At 59.8% G+C, this 21,017-nt stretch carries 19 protein-coding genes and 2 pseudogenes; 13 read left to right on the plus strand and 8 right to left on the minus strand.

Annotated elements, in window-relative coordinates:
* Positions 1–2 precede the first annotated feature (2 nt).
* The gene (locus ACA052_RS03425; protein ID WP_497648414.1) at positions 3–1,346 is read right to left on the minus strand and encodes an S-type pyocin domain-containing protein; all 1,344 of its coding nucleotides are present in this window, start codon (positions 1,344–1,346) and stop codon (positions 3–5) included.
* Between the two features lie 176 nt (positions 1,347–1,522).
* The gene (locus tag ACA052_RS03430; protein ID WP_497648415.1) at positions 1,523–2,470 is read right to left on the minus strand and encodes a LysR family transcriptional regulator; all 948 of its coding nucleotides are present in this window, start codon (positions 2,468–2,470) and stop codon (positions 1,523–1,525) included.
* A 163-nt stretch (positions 2,471–2,633) separates the two neighbouring features.
* On the opposite strand from ACA052_RS03430, the gene ACA052_RS03435 reads away from it, so the two are divergent.
* Together ACA052_RS03435 and mmsB are read left to right on the plus strand one after the other, a co-directional pair.
* Positions 2,634–4,160, plus strand: coding sequence for a CoA-acylating methylmalonate-semialdehyde dehydrogenase (locus tag ACA052_RS03435; protein WP_497648416.1), 1,527 nt, complete (start codon positions 2,634–2,636; stop codon positions 4,158–4,160).
* 10 nt (positions 4,161–4,170) lie between these two features.
* A complete protein-coding gene (gene mmsB, locus ACA052_RS03440; RefSeq protein ID WP_497648417.1) occupies positions 4,171–5,058 on the plus strand; it encodes a 3-hydroxyisobutyrate dehydrogenase in 888 nt (295 codons plus the stop codon).
* Positions 5,059–5,221: 163 nt separating this feature from the next.
* Here mmsB and ACA052_RS03445 read toward each other — a convergent pair whose 3' ends face one another.
* The 3 genes from ACA052_RS03445 to ACA052_RS03455 all read right to left on the minus strand — a co-directional run bounded on the left by ACA052_RS03445 (position 5,222) and on the right by ACA052_RS03455 (position 8,145).
* The gene (locus ACA052_RS03445; protein ID WP_008024653.1) at positions 5,222–5,566 is read right to left on the minus strand and encodes a cupin domain-containing protein; all 345 of its coding nucleotides are present in this window, start codon (positions 5,564–5,566) and stop codon (positions 5,222–5,224) included.
* Between the two features lie 167 nt (positions 5,567–5,733).
* Positions 5,734–7,137, minus strand: coding sequence for an amino acid permease (locus ACA052_RS03450; RefSeq protein ID WP_497648418.1), 1,404 nt, complete (start codon positions 7,135–7,137; stop codon positions 5,734–5,736).
* Positions 7,138–7,242: 105 nt separating this feature from the next.
* Positions 7,243–8,145: a LysR family transcriptional regulator gene (locus ACA052_RS03455; protein ID WP_497648419.1), complete on the minus strand. Its 903-nt coding sequence runs from the start codon at positions 8,143–8,145 to the stop codon at positions 7,243–7,245.
* A gap of 231 nt (positions 8,146–8,376) precedes the next feature.
* Between ACA052_RS03455 and ACA052_RS03460 the strand changes: the two genes are divergently transcribed.
* Entirely contained in the window at positions 8,377–9,141 is a 765-nt protein-coding gene (locus tag ACA052_RS03460; RefSeq protein ID WP_497648420.1) for a sulfite exporter TauE/SafE family protein, read from the plus strand.
* On the opposite strand, the gene ACA052_RS03465 is transcribed toward ACA052_RS03460, so the two are convergent.
* Positions 9,131–9,445: a putative quinol monooxygenase gene (locus ACA052_RS03465; RefSeq protein WP_497648421.1), complete on the minus strand. Its 315-nt coding sequence runs from the start codon at positions 9,443–9,445 to the stop codon at positions 9,131–9,133. The genes ACA052_RS03460 and ACA052_RS03465 overlap by 11 nt on opposite strands.
* A gap of 161 nt (positions 9,446–9,606) precedes the next feature.
* Between ACA052_RS03465 and mdaB the strand changes: the two genes are divergently transcribed.
* From mdaB to ACA052_RS03515, 10 genes and pseudogenes are all read left to right on the plus strand, one after another.
* Positions 9,607–10,197: an NADPH:quinone oxidoreductase MdaB gene (mdaB, locus tag ACA052_RS03470; protein ID WP_497648422.1), complete on the plus strand. Its 591-nt coding sequence runs from the start codon at positions 9,607–9,609 to the stop codon at positions 10,195–10,197.
* A gap of 142 nt (positions 10,198–10,339) precedes the next feature.
* Complete coding sequence (locus ACA052_RS03475) at positions 10,340–11,251, plus strand: LysR family transcriptional regulator (protein ID WP_497648423.1); 912 nt, start codon at positions 10,340–10,342, stop codon at positions 11,249–11,251.
* A 103-nt stretch (positions 11,252–11,354) separates the two neighbouring features.
* Positions 11,355–12,248, plus strand: coding sequence for an NAD-dependent epimerase/dehydratase family protein (locus ACA052_RS03480; RefSeq protein WP_497648424.1), 894 nt, complete (start codon positions 11,355–11,357; stop codon positions 12,246–12,248).
* A 205-nt stretch (positions 12,249–12,453) separates the two neighbouring features.
* Positions 12,454–13,642, plus strand: a pseudogene (locus ACA052_RS03485) (SulP family inorganic anion transporter).
* A gap of 269 nt (positions 13,643–13,911) precedes the next feature.
* Positions 13,912–15,261 carry a GntT/GntP/DsdX family permease gene (locus tag ACA052_RS03490; RefSeq protein ID WP_497646157.1) on the plus strand — a complete coding sequence of 450 codons (1,350 nt, stop codon included), beginning with the start codon at positions 13,912–13,914 and terminating at the stop codon, positions 15,259–15,261.
* A 15-nt stretch (positions 15,262–15,276) separates the two neighbouring features.
* Positions 15,277–16,137 carry a MurR/RpiR family transcriptional regulator gene (locus tag ACA052_RS03495; protein WP_497648425.1) on the plus strand — a complete coding sequence of 287 codons (861 nt, stop codon included), beginning with the start codon at positions 15,277–15,279 and terminating at the stop codon, positions 16,135–16,137.
* 1 nt (position 16,138) lies between these two features.
* Complete coding sequence (locus tag ACA052_RS03500; RefSeq protein WP_497648426.1) at positions 16,139–17,596, plus strand: N-acyl-D-amino-acid deacylase family protein; 1,458 nt, start codon at positions 16,139–16,141, stop codon at positions 17,594–17,596.
* Between the two features lie 199 nt (positions 17,597–17,795).
* Positions 17,796–18,164: a glyoxalase superfamily protein gene (locus ACA052_RS03505; RefSeq protein WP_497648427.1), complete on the plus strand. Its 369-nt coding sequence runs from the start codon at positions 17,796–17,798 to the stop codon at positions 18,162–18,164.
* A gap of 82 nt (positions 18,165–18,246) precedes the next feature.
* Positions 18,247–18,492, plus strand: coding sequence for a FitA-like ribbon-helix-helix domain-containing protein (locus ACA052_RS03510; RefSeq protein WP_497648428.1), 246 nt, complete (start codon positions 18,247–18,249; stop codon positions 18,490–18,492).
* Positions 18,489–18,908 (plus strand): type II toxin-antitoxin system VapC family toxin, encoded by a 420-nt coding sequence (locus ACA052_RS03515; RefSeq protein WP_497648429.1) that lies wholly within the window; start codon positions 18,489–18,491, stop codon positions 18,906–18,908. Before ACA052_RS03510 ends, ACA052_RS03515 begins: the two co-directional genes overlap by 4 nt.
* Before the next feature lie 81 nt (positions 18,909–18,989).
* Here the strand turns inward: ACA052_RS03515 and ACA052_RS03520 are convergent, their stop codons facing one another.
* Entirely contained in the window at positions 18,990–19,877 is an 888-nt protein-coding gene (locus tag ACA052_RS03520; protein WP_497650260.1) for a methyl-accepting chemotaxis protein, read from the minus strand.
* An 18-nt stretch (positions 19,878–19,895) separates the two neighbouring features.
* A pseudogene (locus ACA052_RS03525) lies at positions 19,896–20,909 on the minus strand (methyl-accepting chemotaxis protein); the annotation flags it as partial.
* Between the last annotated feature and the right edge of the window lie 108 nt (positions 20,910–21,017).

Below are 21,017 nucleotides of genomic sequence, written 5' to 3' on the forward strand. Positions count from 1 at the left end.
TTCTATTTCCGGTGAATATCGATATGGTTTTTTGGGGTGTTGACTCGCAAATTGTCTATGTCGTACACCTGCCCGCCTTCTGAAACCAGCTCGACGTGGTGCAGCTCAAAAGAGCTTTTGCTTCCTGCCCTATCTCGATAACGAGCTTTGGGGGCATTGCCGTTTTGCATGCGTTCTATGTTGTCTGGGATGAACTGGCTGCTCAGTTCCGAGTCAGCCACTACGGCCTTCCAGAGCGCCTTCCTGAAAGCATCGAAGCTACTAAAGCTTTTGCCGCTGAGTTGGCTGGCAATTCTTGTTGGTATGGGGGCACCGAGTACAACACTCGCCCCGGCTAACCAGATGCCAGTCACATCTTTTCCTTGTCCCGTTACGGTGCCGGGATCAAGGCGGACATTCATCACGATGTACAACGGCTGCACGCCAGAATCAGCCGGGAACACCAGAATGAAATCTTTGTAAGCGTCCGGGTAGATCGGACTGACGATGATGTTATCAGCCTGTTCAGTGGGCGGATAAATCCAAATCTGAGGCGCCTGTGGTGCGCCTTCTAACGCTGGAATCCCTGTCGTGCTGGAAGGGTCAGTGGCTGGCGTCCATATCAATGTTACTCCGTCACCAAAGTCAGCCACTTGCTGGGAGCCTTGAGCAACGAACTGCACTACGGGAATCATTTCCCAGTCACGGCGCTTCTGGGTGTTGTACCCGTATCCCTTGAGGCTACCATCGGCCTGTTGCTCAACGGTTAATCGGACACGCGTACGTCCTTCTTTAAGCAACTGGAGCTGTTCTTCTGTATATAGGCTGCTGTCGCCCAAGCTGGATGGCCACAGCAATGCAACCACTCCCGCCAATGCACCAGCAGCAACACCAGAGGTCGCCGCGGACGCCACAGCGCCAGCCGTACATAAACCACCACAAGACACACCACCAGCGGTGGCAGTAGCAGCGCCGCCTAATAGAAGTGTTCCCAGTGAGGCGGGCAGGGCGCCACTGATTTTCTTGAGAGGAATGTTCCCTTGTGCATCCGCCTCACGACCACCCAGCAAGGCAAACTCGCCATATTGGCTAATCGGATCGGTGGGAATGGCTCCGCTGGGGCTGGTGTAGTTAATGGTCCCATCTGGCAGCGTGCAACTCTTGGCGAAGACGCATCCGCGTAGCCCCACTTCATCCCGCTTCTTGATCGAGTTCCTGCGTGCGTCAGCTTCCCGCTCGTTCCTTTCGTTCGCCGCCACTGTTCTGCCCCAAGCCGCCTGTGCTGCCTCCGTCGCCTCGGCATGTAGCCTGTTGCTGTCTATCCCATTACATCCCAGATAATTCGGGAATAGGTTTTCAACCGGCATAACACCCCCTGTGCAAATTGACGATCCATGTTTCGCCATTTAAGTGCGACAGGACGCTACTCCAAGGGTGTTTGGCGTGTCTGTAGGACGATTCTCAAAAGTTATGAAAAATCGTCAGTGGCTGCTTAAGTAGGGTGACCTCGTTACGATCCCGCTGCCTGATTCCTTGAAAATTCTTAATCAGCAAACGACATCTCCCGCCGCTCGCCCATCAACAAACCCTGATTCAGCTCAGTAACCTCCCTGATGTAATCCCACAACAAGGTAATCCGCTTGAGCTTCCTCAGGTCCTCGCGGCAGTACATCCAGAATTGCCGGGTGATGTTGATTTCCTCGGGCAACACCGGCAACAACCGCGGATCCTGAGCCGCCAGGAAGCACGGCAGAATGGCCAGCGAGCGCCCTTGCTGCGCCGCCACGAATTGCGCGATCACGCTGGTGCTGCGCAAGTTGGCGCTGGCGCCGGGCAGGACGTTTGCCAGGTACAGCAGCTCCGAGCTGAACGCCAGGTCGTCGACATAACTGATGAATGAATGCTTTCCCAGGTCTGCCGGGCGGCGGATCGGTGGGTGCTTATTGAGATAATCCTGGGTCGCGTACAGCTGCAATTTATAGTCGCAGAGTTTGCAGCAGACGTACGGACCATGCTCCGGGCGTTCCAGGGCGATGACGATGTCTGCTTCGCGCTTGGACAGGCTGATGAAGTGCGGCAGCGGCAGGATGTCCACTGAAATAGCCGGGTAGGCGTCGACGAAATGGCTGAGTTGCGGGGTGATGAAAAAGCTGCCGAAGCCTTCGGTGCAACCCATGCGCACGTGCCCGGACAGCGCCACGCCGGATCCGGAAACCTGCTCGCAGGCCATGTGCAGTGTGCTTTCAATCGACTCGGCATAACCCAGCAAACGCTGGCCTTCAGCGGTCAGGACGAAACCGCTGGTCCGGGATTTTTCGAACAGCAATGTGCCCAATGCCGCTTCCAGCGAACTGATGCGCCGCGACACGGTGGTGTAGTCGACCGCGAGGCGTTTGGCTGCGGTGCTGGCCTTGCGGGTGCGGGCGACTTCGAGGAAAAACTTGAGGTCATCCCAGTTCAGCGAACCTAGCGACGTGATGTTTTTTTGCATGATGGACCGGCTTTTATGTGCGTTCTTATTAGAAGTTTGCACATCTATACTCCAAAAACAGTCCGACAACCAATTCGCGACACACGACTCATCTCAAGGCGATTTTCTCGCCTTGGCTCCCAAGATAGCTCTCTTAATAAGAACAACGTCCCGGAGACCCAACATGAACGTATCGCTCACGCCAAACGAAACCACCGTGCATCAGGTCAAGTTGTTGATCGACGGCGAGTGGGTCGAGTCCCAGACCACTGAATGGCACGACATCGTCAACCCGGCGACCCAGCAAGTACTGGCGAAAGTGCCGTTTGCAACGGCTCAGGAAGTCGACGCCGCCATCAGCGCCGCCCATCGCGCCTTCCAGACCTGGAAGCTGACGCCGATCGGCGCGCGGATGCGCATCATGCTCAAGCTCCAGGCGTTGATTCGCGAGCACTCCAAACGCATCGCCGTGGTGCTCAGCAACGAGCAGGGCAAAACCATCGCCGACGCTGAAGGCGATATCTTCCGCGGCCTGGAAGTGGTCGAACACGCCTGCTCCATCGGCACGCTGCAAATGGGCGAGTTCGCTGAAAACGTCGCCGGCGGCGTCGATACCTACACTTTGCGTCAGCCAATCGGCGTTTGCGCCGGTATCACGCCGTTCAACTTCCCGGCGATGATTCCGCTGTGGATGTTCCCGATGGCCATCGCTTGCGGCAACACCTTTGTACTCAAGCCATCCGAACAGGATCCGCTGTCGACCATGCTGCTGGTGGAACTGGCCATCGAAGCTGGCGTTCCGGCTGGCGTGCTCAACGTTGTCCACGGTGGCAAGGACGTAGTGGACGCGCTCTGCACCCACAAGGACATAAAGGCTGTTTCGTTCGTCGGTTCGACCGCCGTCGGTACTCACGTCTACGACCTGGCCGGCAAACATGGCAAGCGCGTGCAATCGATGATGGGCGCGAAGAACCACGCCGTAGTGCTGCCGGACGCCAACCGTGAACAAGCGCTGAATGCGCTGGTAGGCGCCGGTTTCGGTGCCGCCGGCCAGCGTTGCATGGCCACCTCTGTGGTGGTGTTGGTGGGCGCGGCCAAACAATGGCTGCCGGACCTGAAAGCGCTGGCGCAAAAACTGAAGGTGAATGCCGGGAGCGAGCCAGGCACAGACGTCGGCCCTGTGATTTCCAAACGGGCCAAGGCACGGATTCTCGATCTGATCGAAAGCGGCATCAAGGAAGGCGCCAAGCTTGAGCTGGACGGTCGCGACATCACGGTTCCAGGTTTCGAGCAGGGCAACTTCGTCGGCCCGACCCTGTTCTCCGGCGTGACCACCGACATGCAGATCTACACCCAGGAAATCTTCGGCCCGGTGCTGGTGGTGCTGGAAGTCAACACGCTGGACGAGGCCATTGCACTGGTCAACGCCAACCCGTTCGGCAACGGCACCGGCCTGTTCACCCAGAGCGGTGCGGCGGCGCGCAAATTCCAGAGCGAAATCGACGTTGGCCAGGTCGGCATCAACATCCCGATTCCGGTGCCGGTCCCGTTCTTCAGCTTCACCGGTTCGCGCGGTTCCAAACTGGGCGACCTCGGTCCGTATGGCAAGCAAGTGGTGCAGTTCTACACTCAGACCAAGACGGTCACCAGTCGCTGGTTCGATGACGACAGCGTCAACGACGGTGTGAACACCACCATTAACTTGCGATAAGGAGCCGCACATGAAAATCGCTTTTATCGGTCTCGGCAACATGGGCGCGCCGATGGCGCGCAACCTGATCAAGGCCGGCCATTCGCTGCGGCTGGTGGACCTGAACAAAACCGTTCTGGCAGAGCTGGAGCAACTGGGTGGCAGCATCAGCGCCACCGCTCGTGAAGCGGCTCAAGGGGCGGAACTGGTGATCACCATGCTGCCCGCTGCCGTGCATGTGCGCAGCGTGTGGCTGGGTGAAGACGGCGTGCTGGCGGGGATCGCCCAAGGCGTACCGGCCGTGGATTGCAGCACCATCGATCCGCAAACCGCGCGGGATGTTGCCGCGGTGGCCGCCAAGCAAGGCGTGAGCGTGGCCGATGCACCCGTCTCCGGCGGTACGGGTGGTGCAGCGGCGGGAACCCTGACCTTCATGGTCGGTGCCACCCCCGAGCTGTTCGCCACCCTGCAACCGGTGCTGGGGCAGATGGGCCGCAACATCGTTCATTGCGGTGAAGTCGGCACCGGGCAAATCGCCAAGATCTGCAACAACCTGCTGCTGGGGATTTCCATGGTCGGTGTCAGCGAAGCCATGGCGCTGGGTGATGCCTTGGGCATCGACACCGGCGTGCTGGCCGGGATCATCAACAGTTCCACCGGGCGTTGCTGGAGTTCGGAGATGTACAACCCGTGGCCGGGCGTCGTCGAAACGGCGCCGGCTTCACGTGGCTACACCGGTGGTTTCGGTGCCGAACTGATGCTCAAGGATCTGGGGCTGGCCACGGAAGCGGCCCGTCAGGCGCATCAGCCGGTGGTGCTCGGCGCGGTGGCCCAGCAGTTGTATCAGGCGATGAGCCAGCGAGGGGAAGGTGGCCAAGACTTCTCGGCGATCATCAACAGCTATCGCAAACCGCAATAAAACCACGTAGGAGCGAGCTTGCTCGCGATGGTCGTTAACGATAACGCGGGGAATCTGACACCCCGCGTTGCTCTCGAGTTTTTCGCGAGCAAGCTCGCTCCTACAGGTAAAGCATCGACATTGACCGGGAAATCACGTCGGGTGATCTCCCGGTTTTTTTGCATCAGGCAAACACGAAATACTTGCGCACGGTTTCAACCACTTCCCATGTGCCTTTCATACCCGGCTCGATGACGAAAATATCACCGGCGCGCAGATGGATCGGCTCCTTTCCCTCTGGGGTGATGATGCAGTAGCCCTCGCGGAAATCGCAGTATTCCCACTTCACGTATTCCACGTACCACTTGCCCGGCGTGCAGATCCAGGTGCCCATGATCTTGCTGCCGTCTTCGCTGGTGTAGGCGTTGAGGTTGACGGTGTGCGGGTCGCCTTCGAGCTTTTCCCATTTGCAGGCGTCGAGCACCGGCAGCGGGTGAGTGTCGCGAAGAACGGTAATCGGTGCGGACATGATGACTCCGAGCGTTAGGGAGAACTGAAGTCGCACCCTATAGGGCTTGGCCGGGTATCAGTTGTCTGTGCTCGACATTGAGGTGTCCAGAAACGCTCGACAATTTGCGCACTCAATAAAAACGCCCCGGCATTCATGGAATGCCGGGGCGTTTTTTTATCAAGTGTTTATTGAGCCACTGGCAAGTTCCGATGCCTGACCATGCGAATCCGGTAGCAACCGTAGATGAACAGTACCCAAACCGGCATGGCATACACCGAGGCGCGTACCGGTGGAATCATCCAGATCACGCAGATGATCACGACCATGAACGCCAGACACAGGTAATTGGTGTACGGCGACCAGAATGCCTTGAAGCCTGGCTCGATGCCGCGTTGGCTCATGGCCTTGCGAAACTTGAGGTGCGTCAGGCTGATCAGCGCCCAGTTGATCATCAGCGAGGCGACCACCAGGGCGAACAGCAACTCCAGCGCTTCATGCGGCGCAACGTAGTTGACCAGCACGGCCAACATCGTGATCAGCGCAGAAACACCCAGCGCCAACAACGGGACCCCCTGTTTGTTCAGCTTCATCAAGGCCTTGGGGGCATCGCCCTGTTCGGCCAGGCCGTAGAGCATGCGGCTGTTGCAGTAGACGCCGCTGTTGTAGACCGACAGTGCGGCGGTGAGCACCACGAAGTTGAGAATTTGCGCCGCGGTGTCGCTGCCGATCAAGGCGAAAATCTGCACGAACGGGCTGCCGCTATAGGCATCGCCCGAAGCGCCCAGTGTTTGCAGCAGCTGGTCCCAGGGATACAGCGACAGCAACACAGTGAGTGCGCCGACGTAGAAGATCAGCACTCGGTAAACCACTTGGTTGATGGCTTTGGGGATCACCTTCCTCGGTTCGCTGGCTTCAGCGGCGGTGATGCCGACCAGTTCCAGGCCGCCGAACGAGAACATGATGAACGCCATCGCCATCAGCAGCCCGTTGGTGCCATTGGGGAAGAAGCCGCCGTGGCTCCACAGGTTGCTCACCGACGCTTGCGGGCCGCCAGTACCGCTGAACAGCATGTAGCAGCCCAGGACGATCATGCCGATGATGGCCACGACCTTGATGATCGCGAACCAGAACTCCATCTCCCCGAAGACTTTGACGTTCAGCGTATTGATCAGGTTGACCAGCACGAAGAACACCGCCGCGCTGACCCAGGTCGGCACCTCCGGCCACCAGAACTGCACGTACTTGCCAACGGCGGTCAGCTCGGCCATACCCACCAGCACATACAGCACCCAGTAGTTCCAGCCAGACAGGAATCCGGCAAAGCCGCCCCAGTAGTTGTGAGCGAAATGACTGAAAGAGCCGGCCACGGGCTCCTCGACAATCATTTCACCCAGTTGGCGCATGATCAGGAAAGCGATGAAGCCGGCGATCGCATAGCCGAGGATCATCGACGGCCCGGCGGACTTGAGCACGCCGGCGGAGCCGAGGAACAGCCCCGTACCAATGGCGCCGCCCAATGCGATCAGTTGAATGTGCCGATTCTTCAACCCCCGCTTGAGCGTTCCCTGTTGCAAGATTTCATCCGCCATCTGGTTCCCTTCTTGTGAGTGTGGCCAAGCCTGTTTTCAAAGGGCAGATATTACTCTCGGTAAACGTTGCGTAATACAGATGACTGCTGGGTCGAGTGCTGGATTTCAACGATTGCTGGCTGGATTTTCGGCACTCAACGTGTCGAGCAAGGCCCTGGCATAACCGGGCAGGGCAACGAATGAACGGGCGCACAGCAAGAGTTTGCGCCGAGCCCAGTCTTCCTTCAGGGCGACGCTCTTGAACGGCTGATCGACGGCCCGGCGCTGGATCGCCGCCTGCGGCACAATCGCGAGCCCGGCGCCGCGAGCGACCATGCGGATCACCCCGTCGAAGCCTTCCGCACGGATGCGGATCTGCATGCGCATTCCCACGTGAAGCGCTTGTTCTTCGAGGTACACCGCCAATGCGCTATGGGCGGTCAGGCCGACGTAATCGTGAAGCAACGTATCGCTGAAAGCCGGCGTAACGCCGGCGGCCAAGGGATGCCCGACCGGCATGATCAACACCAGTGGGTCATCGCGAAAGGGCAGGGTTTCGAGGCCTTGGGTATCCACGGCGTCGGAGACGATGCCAAGGTCCGCGGCACCCTGGCGCAGGGCGTGAACGATGCGCAGGCTCGGCAATTCTTGCAGGTCAATGTCGAGGTTGCGATGACTGCACAGGAAGTCCGCCAGCACTTCCGGCAGATACTCGGTGATCGCCGTGGTGTTGCACAACAACCGCACCTGTCCTTTGACGCCCTTGGCGTATTCGGCCAGGTCCTGCTGCAGGTGCTCAGACTGTTGCAGCAGGAGGCGGGCGTGTTGTGCCAGGGCTTTTCCCGCTGGCGTGGGGGTGACGCCGCGACGACCGCGCTGCAGGAAATCAATGCCGAGCGAAGACTCCATCGCGCGGATTCGGGCGCTCGCCGCCGCCAGGGATAAATGGCTGCGCGCGGCGCCGGCGGTGATGTTGCCGGTGTCGAGGATGTTCAGGTAGAGGCGCAGGTCGGTCAGGTCGAAGTGCATTGTCAGCCTCTGATATGTGTTGTCTGGGCGGACGCCTTCGCGGGCAAGCCTCGCTCCTACGGGTTTTGTGTGGGGCGCTAAAGGGAGTAACGACACAAAAACCTGTAGGAGCGAGGCTTGCTCGCGAAGGCGCCAGCGGCATCGACGAAATCCTAAGCCTCTGTCTATACAAGAGGCTAGCTCAATATATGGCACATTTTCACCCGGTCAATCCAGGCTCAGGATAAGCCCATGAATACACTCGCCGCGTTCTACCAAAACCTTGGCCTGACCCTTTCATTGCTGGTCATCGCTACCTTCCTGCTGGCCGGCATGATCAAAGGTGTGATCGGCCTCGGCCTGCCGACCATCGCCATGGGCTTGCTGGGCCTGGCTATGGCCCCGTCGCAGGCTGCGGCGTTGTTGATCATTCCAGCGACCCTGACCAATGTCTGGCAACTGGCCTTTGGCGGGCATTTGCGGGGGTTGGTCAACCGGCTGTGGCCGATGCTGCTGGCGATCTTTATCGGCACCGGCGCCGGCACGTTGTGGATCGGCATGGCCGGCGGTCATTGGGTGGTGCGGGGATTGGGCGCTGCGTTGCTGCTCTACGCGCTGAGCGGGCTGTTCCTGCCGAGCTTGCGCGTCGGCCGTCAGACCGAGCGCTGGCTCGGTCCGGTGTGCGGCGTGCTGACCGGCGTCATCACCTCGGCCACCGGCGTCTTCGTGATTCCGGCGGTGCCGTATCTGCAAGCATTGGGTTTGAGCAAGGATGAACTGGTGCAGGCGCTGGGCCTGTCGTTCACCGTGTCGACCCTCGCACTCGCCGCCGGCCTGTGGTGGCGCGGCGCGCTGGGCGGTGGCGAGTTGAGCGCGTCCTTGCTGGCGCTGGTCCCGGCAGTGCTCGGCATGTTGCTCGGGCAGTCGCTGCGTCAGCGGATCAGCGCCGTGCTGTTCAAGCGTGTGTTCTTCATTGGCCTCGGTGTACTCGGCGGCCACTTGCTGATCAGCGGGTAGCGGAGGACGCGCTGAGCATGTCGATGGCGCGGATGTCGAAATCCTGTTCCAGGTACTCCATGCGCATGTCGCGGAACTGCTTCATGTGCGGCAGGTTCGAGTGCACATCGAGGTGGGCCTGGGACTGCCAGATCTCGTAGAAGATAAACAGTGTCGGGTCCTGTTTGTCGCGCAACATGTGGTATTCGATGCAGCCAGGCTCGGCGCGGCTCGCTTGCACATGAGCGCCGAAAAACGCTTCAAAGGCGTCAGATTTTTCCGGGCGGGTCTTGGCGTGCAGGATGAAGCCTTGTCGTTCACTCATCAGAAATCTCCTCAAGTTCAGAATCGACGCAAGTGTATGGCAACAATCGGTGGTCGATTCGTGCGTGTTGGTCAAATGAATTTTGCGGTTCGCGGGCTTACTCCGCGCGAGGTCGATGGCTAACCTGCCGCCATCGAATTTCCAACCTTCCGAGATTTCCCATGAAAAAAATCCTGTTGCTCAATGGCGGCAAACAATTTGCTCACTCCAATGGTCGCTATAACGCGACCCTGCATGAAGCCGCGCTGAGCGTGCTGGATCGTGGGGGTGTCGATGTGAAAGCCACGTTCATCGACGAGGGTTACGACGTCGCCGAAGAAGTCGCCAAGTTCCTTTGGGCTGACGTGATCATTTATCAGATGCCCGGCTGGTGGATGGGCGCGCCCTGGACGGTGAAGAAATACCTCGATGAAGTATTCACCGAAGGTCACGGCAGCCTCTACGCCAGCGACGGTCGTACCCGTTCCGATGCTTCGCAAAAATACGGCAGTGGGGGTCTGTTGCAGGGCAAGCAATACCTGTTGTCGCTGACCTGGAACGCACCGCAGCAAGCCTTCGATGACCCGACCGACTTCTTTGAAGCCAAGGGTGTGGACGCGGTGTACTTCCCGTTCCACAAGGCCAACGAGTTCCTCGGCATGACCGGTTTGCCGACGTTCCTGTGCGTCGACGTGATGAAGCGTCCGAATGTTGAAGCCGATGTGGCGCGGTATCAGCAGCATTTGACCGAGGTGTTTGGTCTGCCTGCCTGATTTTTCCGGCTAGTATCCGTCGCAATGGCGAAAAAGATCGCAGCCTGCGGCAGCTCCTACAGGTGGACACCAATCCTTGTAGGAGCTGCCGAAGGCTGCGATCTTGGCGATTCATGCCACGCCGATTGGAAAGAGGACACACGTGAAAGCCAGATCCGATGAGTTGCAGATATTCGTCTGCGTGATTGAGTGCGGGTCCATTTCCGCGGCGGCCGAACAGGTCGGGCAAACGCCTTCGGCGGTCAGCCGCACGCTGTCGCGACTGGAGGCCAAGCTCGATACCACGCTGATCAACCGCACCACACGACGCATGGACCTGACCGAAGAGGGCAAGTATTTCTTCGAGCACGCCAAACTGATTCTCGACCAGATGGACGAGCTCGAAGAGCGCCTCAATTCACGCCAGCAAACGCCGTCCGGACGTTTGCGCATCAACGCGGCATCACCGTTCATGCTGCACGCCATCGTGCCGCACATCGATGAGTTCCGCCGGCTCTACCCGGACATCCAGCTCGAACTCAACAGCAACGACCTGATCATCGACCTGCTCGAACAAAGCACCGACATCGCCATCCGCATCGGCACCCTGGCCGACTCGACCCTGCATGCCCGTTCGCTGGGGTGCAGTCCGCTGCACATCGTCGCCAGCCCGGCTTACCTTGAGCGACACGGCACGCCGATGGTCGTCGAGGAACTGGCCGGGCACGCGCTGCTGGGCTTTGCCAACAACGAAGGCCTCAACCAATGGCCGCTGCGGTATGTGCATGGAGATCGCTGGCCGATCCAGGCGTCGATCAGCGCGTCCAGCGGCGAGACGATCAGACAGCTAGCGCTGGAAGGCCAGGGCATCGCCAGCCTGTCGCATTACATGACAATCCAGGACATTCGCGCCGGGCGCTTGAAAGTGCTGCTGGCGGATTTCAACAGTGGCTATCGCCAGCCGATCAATGCGGTGTACTACCGTAACTCGCAACTTGCCCTACGGATTCAGTGCTTCCTGGACTTCATCCAGGGCAAATTGGCGCTGTATGCGAGTTCGGATTTCAAGGGCTGATTCGTGATCTCTGCGCAAGAGTGAATTGGGTCAATGGGGATTTTTCGTCAGTGATCACTGCTTGATACTCATCGCATCACTTACTCACGCAGGGAGTTTCTCCATGAACGTATTCGTAACCGGCGCCGCGGGTTTTATCGGCGGCTCCATTGCCACAGGGCTGGTCCAGGCCGGGCATAAGGTCACCGGACTGGTGCGCAGCGTCGAACAGGCAAATGAATTGAGCGCGCTGGGCATCACGCCAGTGATCGGCACTCTTGACGACAGCGCACTATTGACTGAACAGGCCCGTGCTGCCGACGCCGTTATCAACGCCGCCAGCAGCGATCATCGCGCTGCGGTGGAAGCGCTGCTCAATGCACTTCGCGGCTCCCATAAAGTGTTCCTGCACACCAGTGGTTCGAGCATCGTCGGCGATGCATCCGGTGGTCAGTCCAGCGAAGTCATCTATTACGAAGATGCCCTGCCGGAACCTACCGTCGACAAGGCTGCCCGCGTGGCCATCGACAACCTGATACTTGCCGCAGCGAAAGACGGCGTGAACTCGGCCGTGATCTGCAACACCTTGATCTACGGTCACAGCCTCGGAGTGAAACGCGACAGCGTGCAATTGCCGCGCTTGCTCAAACAGGCCCGCAAAAGTGGTGTGGTGCGGCATGTCGGTACCGGTCAGAACATCTGGTCCAACGTGCACATCGAAGACGTGGTTGCCCTTTACCTGCTGGCGTTGACCAAAAACGTACCGGGCACGTTCTACTTCGTCGAAAGCGGTGAAGCATCGTTCATCGACATGACCACGGCGATGGCCGAGGCCTTGAACCTGGGACAGCCGCAAGACTGGCCGCTGAAGGACGCCGAAGCGGAGTGGGGTTATGAAATGGCCAACTATGGCCTCGGCTCCAATAGCCGGGTGCGCGGCAAGCATGCGCGGGAGTTGCTGGGCTGGGCGCCGAAGCGGACGTCGGTGGTTGAATGGATTCGGGACGAGATGGTTTGAGTTCGCTCTAGACCGCGTCATCGTTCTTCGCGGGCAAGCCTCGCTCCTACAGAGTTTGTGTCGTTCACGAAATCAGCGAACGACACAAGCTCTGTAGGAGCGAGGCTTGCCCGCGAAAACGTTTCCGATATCTCCACAACTGGCCGGGCCGCCCTCGATTCCGTAACATCCGCCCCTCTTTTCCGCTACCTGTGTCCGGTCCTCCATGAAACGAAAACATCTGCGCGCCGATGTCCTGGCCGGACTCACCACGTCCTTCGCTCTGTTGCCCGAGTGCATCGCCTTCGCGCTGGTGGCCCACCTCAATCCCTTGATGGGGCTTTACGGCGCTTTCATCATTTGCACCCTGACCGCGCTGTTCGGTGGACGGCCGGGTATGGTGTCGGGTGCGGCCGGTTCGATGGCGGTGGTGATCGTCGCGTTGGTGGTGCAACACGGTGTGCAATATTTGCTAGCAACCGTCTTGCTGGGTGGGCTGATCATGCTGGCGTTCGGGCTGCTGAAGCTGGGCAAACTGGTTCGCATGGTGCCGCACCCGGTGATGCTGTGGTTTGCCGACGTTTGCGCTACCGGACATTCCCTGGACGCTGGAAACCCTGCGCATCATCGCCCCCTACGCGATCTTGATGGCGCTGGTCGGTCTGCTGGAAACCTTGCTGACCCTGAACCTCACCGACGAGATTACCGAGAGCCGTGGCTTCCCGGATCGCGAGTGCGTAGCGCTGGGCGCGGCCAACATGGTCTCCGGGGTGTTTGGGGGGATGGGTGGCTGCGCCATGATCGGCCAGACGGTGATCAACCTCAGCTCCGGTGGTCGCGGACGGCTTTCCGGTGGGGTGGCCGGTGTATTGATTCTGCTGTTCATTCTGTTTCTGTCGCCGCTGATCGAACGCATCCCGCTGGCGGCGCTGGTCGGTGTGATGTTCGTGGTGTCGCAGCAAACCTTCGCCTGGGCGTCGTTGCGGGTGCTGAACAAAGTGCCGCTGAACGACGTGCTGGTGATCATCGCGGTCACCGTCATTACCGTGTTTACCGACCTGGCCACCGCCGTGCTGTGCGGGATCATCATTGCGGCGCTCAATTTCGCCTGGCAACAGGCCCGCGAACTCTACGCCGACAGCCACCTGGAAGCCGATGGCAGCAAACGGTATCACCTGCACGGCACGCTGTTCTTCGCCTCGACGACGTCTTTCCTCAACCAGTTCGATCCCGCCAACGACCCGTCCGTGGTGACGATCGACTGCCGCCACCTGAGCTTCGTCGACTACTCGGCCATCGCCGCGCTGAAGACCTTGCGAGAGCGCTACGCCAAGGCCGGCAAGCACCTGCGCGTGCTGCACTTGTCCGAGCGCTGCAAGAAACTGCTCAAGCGCGCCCGGGTCAGTCACGACTGACTGGGAGGCCTGATATCCAAAAGATCGCAGCCTTCGGCAGCTCCTACAGATTATGCGTACACCTGTAGGAGCTGCCGAAGGCTGCGATCTTTTGATCTTCAAAATGAAAATTCTCCATGCTGATTTTCATTAATCCCGACACAACATATCCATGAGCGACAACCCTTACCTCTGTACGAAAATAACTTTCACCTCGTTTGAAAATCACGCCTCGAAATGTTTTATGAGTTTCACAACCCATTCGACGTGACCCTTTCGAGGAGTACCGCATGACCCTGTCCTTCGGCTATTGGCTGCTGGTATATGCCGCCATCGCCATCATTGCGCTGATCGTTCTGATCGCCCGTTACCGACTTAATCCGTTCATCGTGATCACCCTGGTGTCGATTGGCCTGGCGTTGCTCGCCGGCATGCCGGCCTCCGGCGTGGTCGGCGCCTACGAGGCGGGGGTCGGCAAGACCCTGGGGCACATCGCGCTGGTGGTGGCGCTGGGCACGATGCTTGGCAAGATGATGGCCGAGTCCGGCGGTGCCGAGCAGGTGGCGCGCACCTTGATTGACCGTTTCGGCGAAAAGAATGCGCACTGGGCCATGGTCTGCATCGCGTTCCTGGTCGGGCTGCCGCTGTTCTTCGAGGTCGGTTTTGTACTGCTGGTGCCGATCGCCTTTACCGTGGCGCGGCGCGTCGGCGTGTCGATCCTGATGGTCGGTTTGCCGATGGTTGCCGGGCTCTCGGTGGTGCATGCCCTGGTGCCACCGCACCCGGCGGCAATGCTGGCGGTGCAGGTGTATCAGGCGTCGGTGGGGCAGACTCTGCTCTACGCAATTCTGATCGGCATTCCGACCGCGATCATCGCAGGTCCCCTGTACGCCAAATTCATCGTGCCGCGCATTCAACTGCCGGCGGAAAACCCGCTGGAGCGCCAGTTCCTCGACCGCGAACCGCGTGACAGCCTGCCGGGGTTCGGCATCACCATGGCGACCATTCTGTTGCCGGTAGTGCTGATGCTGATCGGCGGCTGGGCCAACCTGATCTCCACGCCGGGCAGCGGTTTTAATCAATTCCTGCTGTTCATCGGCAACTCGGTGATCGCCTTGCTGCTGGCGACCTTGCTGAGTTTTTGGACCCTCGGCATCGCCCAGGGCTTCAACCGCGAATCGATCCTCAAATTCACCAACGAGTGCCTGGCGCCAACCGCCAGCATCACCTTGCTGGTCGGCGCCGGTGGTGGCCTGAACCGGATTCTGGTGGAGGCCGGGGTCACCGATCAGATCGTCAGCCTGGCCCATGAATTTCACCTGTCGCCGCTGATCATGGGCTGGCTGTTCGCCGCGCTGATGCGCATTGCCACCGGTTCCGCCACGGTGGCCATGACCACCGCATCGGGAATTGTCGCGCCGGTGGCCATTGGTCTGGGGTATCCGCACCCGGAGTTGCTGGTGCTGGCGACCGGCGCCGGGTCGGTTATCTTTTCCCACGTCAACGACGGCGGCTTCTGGTTGATCAAGGAATACTTCAACATGACCGTTGCCCAGACCTTCAAGACCTGGACCGTGCTCGAAACCATCATTTCGGTGGTCGCGTTCGGCCTGACCGTGGGTCTTTCTTACCTGATTTAACCGGAGTCGCCTGCCATGGACATCCTCTACCAGATCCGCTCCCGTCAGGATTCCTTCAGCGCCGGCGAAGGACGCATCGCGCGGCTGATGCTCGACGACGTAGGATTTGCCTCCGCCGCCAGCCTCGATGAGCTGGCGCTGAGAGCGGAAGTCAGCACCGCCACGCTCTCGCGTTTTGCCCGCACTGTCGGCTGCCGCGACTTGCGTGATCTGCGCCTGCAACTGGCCCAGGCGAGCGGCGTCGGCAGCCGCTTTCTCGACCCGGCGGGCACGCCCGAACAATCGGCGTTTTACGGGCAGATCGTCGGTGATATCGAGTCGACGTTGCGTCAGCATCTGTCCGCGTTTGACGAGTCGCGTTTCGCCGATGCCGTCAAATTATTGGGCAAGGCACGGATGATTCACGCGTTCGGCATGGGCGGCTGCTCGACCTTGTGCAGCGATGAACTGCAGGTGCGGCTGGTGCGCTTCGGCTATCCGATTGCGGTGTGCCACGACCCGGTGATGATGCGCGTCACCGCCGCCAGCCTCGGTCCCGAAAATGCGCTCATCGCCTGCTCGCTGACCGGCATCACACCCGAGTTGCTCGAAGTCGTCGAACTGGCCCGCAACTATGGCGCACGGATTGTCGCCATCACCCGGGCCGACTCGCCACTGGCGCAATTGGCGGATGTGCTGCTGCCGCTGCAAGGCGTCGAAACCTCGTTTATCTACAAACCCACGGCGGCACGCTACGGCATGTTGCTGGCCATCGACGTGCTTGCCACCGAGCTGGCGCTGGCTAATCCTGAAGACAATCAAGAACGTCTGAGGCGGATCAAACTCGCCCTCGACGATTACCGCGGCGGCGACGATCACTTGCCGCTGGGAGACTGACATGATGTACGACACGCTGATTCGCAACGCCCTGATTATCGACGGCAGCAACGCCCCCGGTTATAGCGCTGATGTGGCGATTCTGGATGGCCGCATCGAGCGCATCGGTGACTTGCACGATGCCCGCGCCGCCGAGGAAATCCACGCCGCTGGCCGGGTCCTCGCACCGGGATTCATCGATGTTCACACCCATGACGACACGGTGGTGATCCGCCAGCCGCAAATGCTGCCCAAGCTCAGCCAGGGCGTGACCACGGTGATCGTCGGCAACTGCGGGATCAGCGCATCACCGGTGAACCTGAAGGGCGATCCACCCGACCCGATGAACCTGCTGGGCACTGCCGCCGCGTTTGTGTATCCAACCTTCAGCGCTTACCGCGCGGCGGTCGAAGCGGCGAACACCACGTTGAACGTGGCCGCGCTGGTCGGCCACACCGCGTTGCGCAGCAATCACCTCGACGACCTGTTTCGCACCGCCACGCCGGATGAAATCAGCGCGATGCGCGAGCAATTGCGCGAAAGCCTTGAGGCCGGTGCGTTGGGTTTATCCACCGGTCTGGCGTATGCCAGCGCCTTCTCGGCGTCGACCGATGAAGTGATGCAGCTGACTGAAGAACTGACGGCTTTCGGCGCGGTGTACACCACCCATTTGCGCAGCGAATTCGAGCCGGTGCTGGAGGCCATGGACGAGGCGTTCCAGATCGGTCGTCACGCGAAATCCCCGGTGATCATTTCCCACCTCAAATGTGCCGGCGCCGGTAACTGGGGGCGCAGTCCGCAACTGTTGGCCTCGCTTGAAGAAGCGGCGAAAACCCACCCGGTGGGCTGCGATTGTTACCCCTACGCGGCGAGCTCTTCGACCCTCGACCTCAAGCAAGTCACCGATGCCCATCGCATCACCATCACCTGGTCCACGCCGCATCCGGAGTTGGGCGGCCGCGACCTGATGGACATCGCTGCCGAGTGGAACGTGTCGTTGCTCGATGCCGCTCGCCGGTTGCAACCGGCCGGCGCTGTGTACTACGGGATGGACGAGGCGGATGTACGAAGAATCCTTGCGCATCCGTTGTCGATGGTGGGTTCTGACGGCTTGCCGGAAGATCCGTTTCCCCATCCACGTTTGTGGGGCGCTTTCCCACGAGTACTCGGACATTTCAGTCGCGATGTAGGGCTGTTTCCGCTGCACACCGCCGTGCACAAAATGACCGGGCTGTCGGCCGCGCGCTTTGGCTTGAAGGAACGTGGCGAGATCCGTGAAGGACATTGGGCGGATCTGGTGTTGTTTGATCCGGCGACCATTCGCGACGTGGCGGATTTCAATGATCCGCAACGGGCAGCGGAAGGGATTGACGGGGTGTGGATCAACGGCGTCTTGAGTTACAGCGACGGACAGGCGAACGGCAAAAGGGAAGGGCGGTTTTTGGCGCGGGAGGGGGATTTGCGGATGGGGTTTAGTTGAGGTTGTGAAGATCAAAAGATCGCAGCCTTCGGCAGCTCCTACATTGAAACACATTCCCCTGTAGGAGCTGCCGAAGGCTGCGATCTTTTGATCGGTGTCTCATAGTGGCACTATGCAATTAAAGAAACCTGCCTCCAAGCCGAAGCGCTGTCATGCAGCCCAACTACAATGGGTGTCATTTCAGTCAGGGAGCAACCCGATGAGCTTCGGCAAAACCACCCCGATCCTGCGGATTTTTGATGAGACCAAGGCAAGGGAGTTCTACGTCAATTTCCTTGGGTTCAAGATCGACTGGCAGCACCGCGTCGAGGCCAACTTCCCGTTGTACCTGCAAATCTCCCGTGGCGAATGCGTGCTGCACCTGTCCGAACACCACGGCGACTGTACGCCAGGCTCGGCGCTGCGCATCGAGACCGATGAGCTTGAAGCCTTCCAGCAGCAATTGCTGGCCAAGGAATACACGTTCGCGCGTCCGCAGATTCAGTCGATGCCGTGGGGCAGCCAGGACATGACCGTGTCCGATCCGTTTGGCAATCGGTTGGTGTTTACCAATGCGATTTGTGTTTGAAGCCGTTCAGCAGCTCTGCGAGGTTTGATGGAATAAGGTGTGTTAGCCTCAATCAATGATTTCATTGATTGCAGGAGGCATCATGGCCAGCATTACGATTCGAAACCTGGACGATCAAGTAAAGGAACAGCTGCGTATCGCGGCAGCCCAGAATGGGCACTCGATGGAAGAAGAGGCTCGCCTGATTCTTGGTCGGGCCCTGACTACCGTTGATCGTGCTGGAGGGCTTGGTAGCCGAATCCGCAGCAGATTCAACACCACCGGAGGGGTTGAGCTCGATCTTCCTTCGCGTCACGAGAAAGCGACAGCGGTGGATTTCTCCGAATGATAGTGCTTGATACCAATGTTCTTTCGGAGTTTATGCGAGTTGAACCCAATTCTCAGGTGCTTGCTTGGGTCGATGCACAACCGGCGATGGAACTAGCAATCGGCGCTATTACGGTTGCAGAAATTCTCCACGGCATTGCTCGACTCCCGTTCGGCAAGCGTAAACAGAAACTTGAAGCGCATGCGATGGCGATGTTCGAAGAGGACTTTGCCGGGCGGATTTTGTCTTTTGATGCTCATGCCGCCGTTGAGTACGCGACGCTGGTAGCTGACGGTGAAGCCAATGGTCGAGCCGCGTCGATGGCAGATGCGCAAATCGCCGCCATCTGCCGAAGCCACGGCGCTCCGATTGCCACCCGCAATGTTCGGGACTTCGAGTTTTCCGGAGTTGAAGTGATCAATCCGTGGGACGCCTGATGCAGTTGGAGATGACAAGATGATCGCTCCCACGCTCCGCGTGGGAGTGCATCCCGGGAGCGTGGGAACGATCAGGTGTGATTAAACCCGGAAGTGGCTCACCATCATCTGCAACTGATTACCCAACCGCGCCAGTTCCACGCTGGACTTGGCGGTTTCGTCGCTGGCGGCCGCGGTCTGTTCGGACACGTCGCGCACGTTGATGATGCTGCGACTGATCTCTTCCGCCACGGCGCTTTGCTGTTCGGCGGCGGCAGCGATCTGCTGGTTCATCGACTGGATGTTCGACACCGTGCGGGTGATGTTTTCCAGGGAGACGCCGGCCTTGCGGGTCAGCGCGACGCTGCTGTCGGTCAGGACGCGACTGTTGTTCATCACCGCCGACACTTGCTGAGTGCCGTTTTGCAGGCCGGCTACCAGGCCTTCGATTTCTTCGGTGGATTTCTGTGTGCGCTGGGCCAGGCCCCGGACTTCGTCGGCCACCACCGCAAAACCGCGACCGGCTTCGCCGGCGCGCGCGGCCTCGATGGCGGCGTTAAGGGCCAGCAGGTTGGTTTGTTCGGCCACGGCTTTGATCACGTCCATGACGCTGCCGATCTTGTCGCTTTCCTGTTGCAGCACGCTCATGGCTTCGGTGGAGCGCACCACTTCACTGGCCAGGCGCTCGATCTGCGCGATGGCTTCGTTGACGACCTTGTCGCCTTCGCGTGCCTCACCGTCAGCGGCGGCTGCAGCTTGCGAGGCTTGTTCGGCATTGCGTGCGACTTCTTGCACAGTGGCCGTCATTTCATGCATGGCGGTGGCGACCTGATCGGTCTCGATCTTCTGGCTGTTGACCCCGGCGCTGGTTTGCCCGGTCACGGCCGACAGCTCTTCGGCAGCGCTGGCGATCTGGGTGACGCCGTCGCGGATGCCGCTGATCAAGTCGCGCAAGGTCACGCCCATGCGCGCGATGCCTTGTTGCAACATGCCGAGTTCGTCGCGGCGAGTCACCTTGACGTCCTGGGACAGGTCGCCGCTGGCGATGCGTTCGACCACGGCCAGGGTTTCGCGCAGTGGGCCGGTGATCTGGCGGGTGATGATCACCGCCGCAATGACGCCGACCAACAACGCCAGCAACGTGCTGATCAGTTGCAGCGTGCGGGCCTGGGCGCTTTCAGCGTCGCGGCGGTCGAGCTGGATCTGATACAGCTGATCGCTGAGGGTCACGATGGTGGTGCCCTGATCGGTCATTTCCTTGCGTGCTTGCACCGTCTCGTTGCTGGCGACTTTGTAGGCCTGCAAGGCGCTGCGGTAGTTAATCAGCGCGGTTTCCAGCTGACGCAAGGCGTCCAGCTGCGTGTCGGCGAACTGCACGTTGAGCGTTTTCAGGCTGGCAATGGCCGCCTCCAGTTGGCCGACGGCTTTTTGCTCGGTCTCGGCGTTGGTGGTAGCGGTGTAGCCACGGACTTCGTAGCGGGCCAGCAAGAAGGCTTCCCGGGCGGTCGTGATGGCCTGGAATTGCTCGACGCGCTGGTCACTCAGCGGCATTTGCTGCACGTGGGTGTTGATAGCGGTGAGCAGCGTGTTGGCGGCTTCAGCGTTGGCGCCCATGGCGTCGCGCGCGCTATTGCCGGTGCGGTAGGCGCTGCGCATTTTGTTCAGCGACGTTTTGTACGCCTCGATGACTTCGCCTTGTGCTTTGAGCAGCTTGAGGTTTTCCGGGCTCTTGAACTTCGCCAGCAGTGATTGCTGTTGCGCGGAGAAGGCTTCCAGGGTGGTCTGCACGGCCTGCGCCGCCGTTTCGTCGCCGTTGGTCAGCATGTATTGCAAACGCACCACGCGCAGCTTGGTCAGGCCGGCATTGAGCTGGGTGATGTCGCTCATCCAGTTGCTGCGGTCAATCAACCCGCCCAGGCTCGTCCATCCCGTCAGGGCGAGGACGCAGGTCAACGCCAGGACCAGGCCGAACCCCAGGCCCAGTTTCAGGTTCACGCTGATATTGCCGAACCAGCTATTCATCAAAAATTCCTCCAGGAACGTTGTGCTTCTTGATCGTCGGTTGGCTGGAAGATTGTTGTTTTTGGGAGCCAGCAAGGGGTAGCAAGGCTGTATCGGCAGCGATTGCGA

Source organism: Pseudomonas sp. LBUM1644, from assembly GCF_059716195.1.

What these genes read in the sequence shown, in the direction of transcription:
- ACA052_RS03425 (WP_497648414.1), bottom strand. Translation starts at nt 1,346, where the DNA reads ATGCCGGTTGAAAACCTATTCCCGAATTATCTGGGATGTAATGGGATA.
- ACA052_RS03430 (WP_497648415.1), bottom strand. Translation starts at nt 2,470, where the DNA reads ATGCAAAAAAACATCACGTCGCTAGGTTCGCTGAACTGGGATGACCTC.
- ACA052_RS03435 (WP_497648416.1), top strand. Translation starts at nt 2,634, where the DNA reads ATGAACGTATCGCTCACGCCAAACGAAACCACCGTGCATCAGGTCAAG.
- mmsB (WP_497648417.1), top strand. Translation starts at nt 4,171, where the DNA reads ATGAAAATCGCTTTTATCGGTCTCGGCAACATGGGCGCGCCGATGGCG.
- ACA052_RS03445 (WP_008024653.1), bottom strand. Translation starts at nt 5,566, where the DNA reads ATGTCCGCACCGATTACCGTTCTTCGCGACACTCACCCGCTGCCGGTG.
- ACA052_RS03450 (WP_497648418.1), bottom strand. Translation starts at nt 7,137, where the DNA reads ATGGCGGATGAAATCTTGCAACAGGGAACGCTCAAGCGGGGGTTGAAG.
- ACA052_RS03455 (WP_497648419.1), bottom strand. Translation starts at nt 8,145, where the DNA reads ATGCACTTCGACCTGACCGACCTGCGCCTCTACCTGAACATCCTCGAC.
- ACA052_RS03460 (WP_497648420.1), top strand. Translation starts at nt 8,377, where the DNA reads ATGAATACACTCGCCGCGTTCTACCAAAACCTTGGCCTGACCCTTTCA.
- ACA052_RS03465 (WP_497648421.1), bottom strand. Translation starts at nt 9,445, where the DNA reads ATGAGTGAACGACAAGGCTTCATCCTGCACGCCAAGACCCGCCCGGAA.
- mdaB (WP_497648422.1), top strand. Translation starts at nt 9,607, where the DNA reads ATGAAAAAAATCCTGTTGCTCAATGGCGGCAAACAATTTGCTCACTCC.
- ACA052_RS03480 (WP_497648424.1), top strand. Translation starts at nt 11,355, where the DNA reads ATGAACGTATTCGTAACCGGCGCCGCGGGTTTTATCGGCGGCTCCATT.
- ACA052_RS03490 (WP_497646157.1), top strand. Translation starts at nt 13,912, where the DNA reads ATGACCCTGTCCTTCGGCTATTGGCTGCTGGTATATGCCGCCATCGCC.
- ACA052_RS03495 (WP_497648425.1), top strand. Translation starts at nt 15,277, where the DNA reads ATGGACATCCTCTACCAGATCCGCTCCCGTCAGGATTCCTTCAGCGCC.
- ACA052_RS03500 (WP_497648426.1), top strand. Translation starts at nt 16,139, where the DNA reads ATGATGTACGACACGCTGATTCGCAACGCCCTGATTATCGACGGCAGC.
- ACA052_RS03505 (WP_497648427.1), top strand. Translation starts at nt 17,796, where the DNA reads ATGAGCTTCGGCAAAACCACCCCGATCCTGCGGATTTTTGATGAGACC.
- ACA052_RS03510 (WP_497648428.1), top strand. Translation starts at nt 18,247, where the DNA reads ATGGCCAGCATTACGATTCGAAACCTGGACGATCAAGTAAAGGAACAG.
- ACA052_RS03515 (WP_497648429.1), top strand. Translation starts at nt 18,489, where the DNA reads ATGATAGTGCTTGATACCAATGTTCTTTCGGAGTTTATGCGAGTTGAA.
- ACA052_RS03520 (WP_497650260.1), bottom strand. Translation starts at nt 19,877, where the DNA reads ATGTTGCAACAAGGCATCGCGCGCATGGGCGTGACCTTGCGCGACTTG.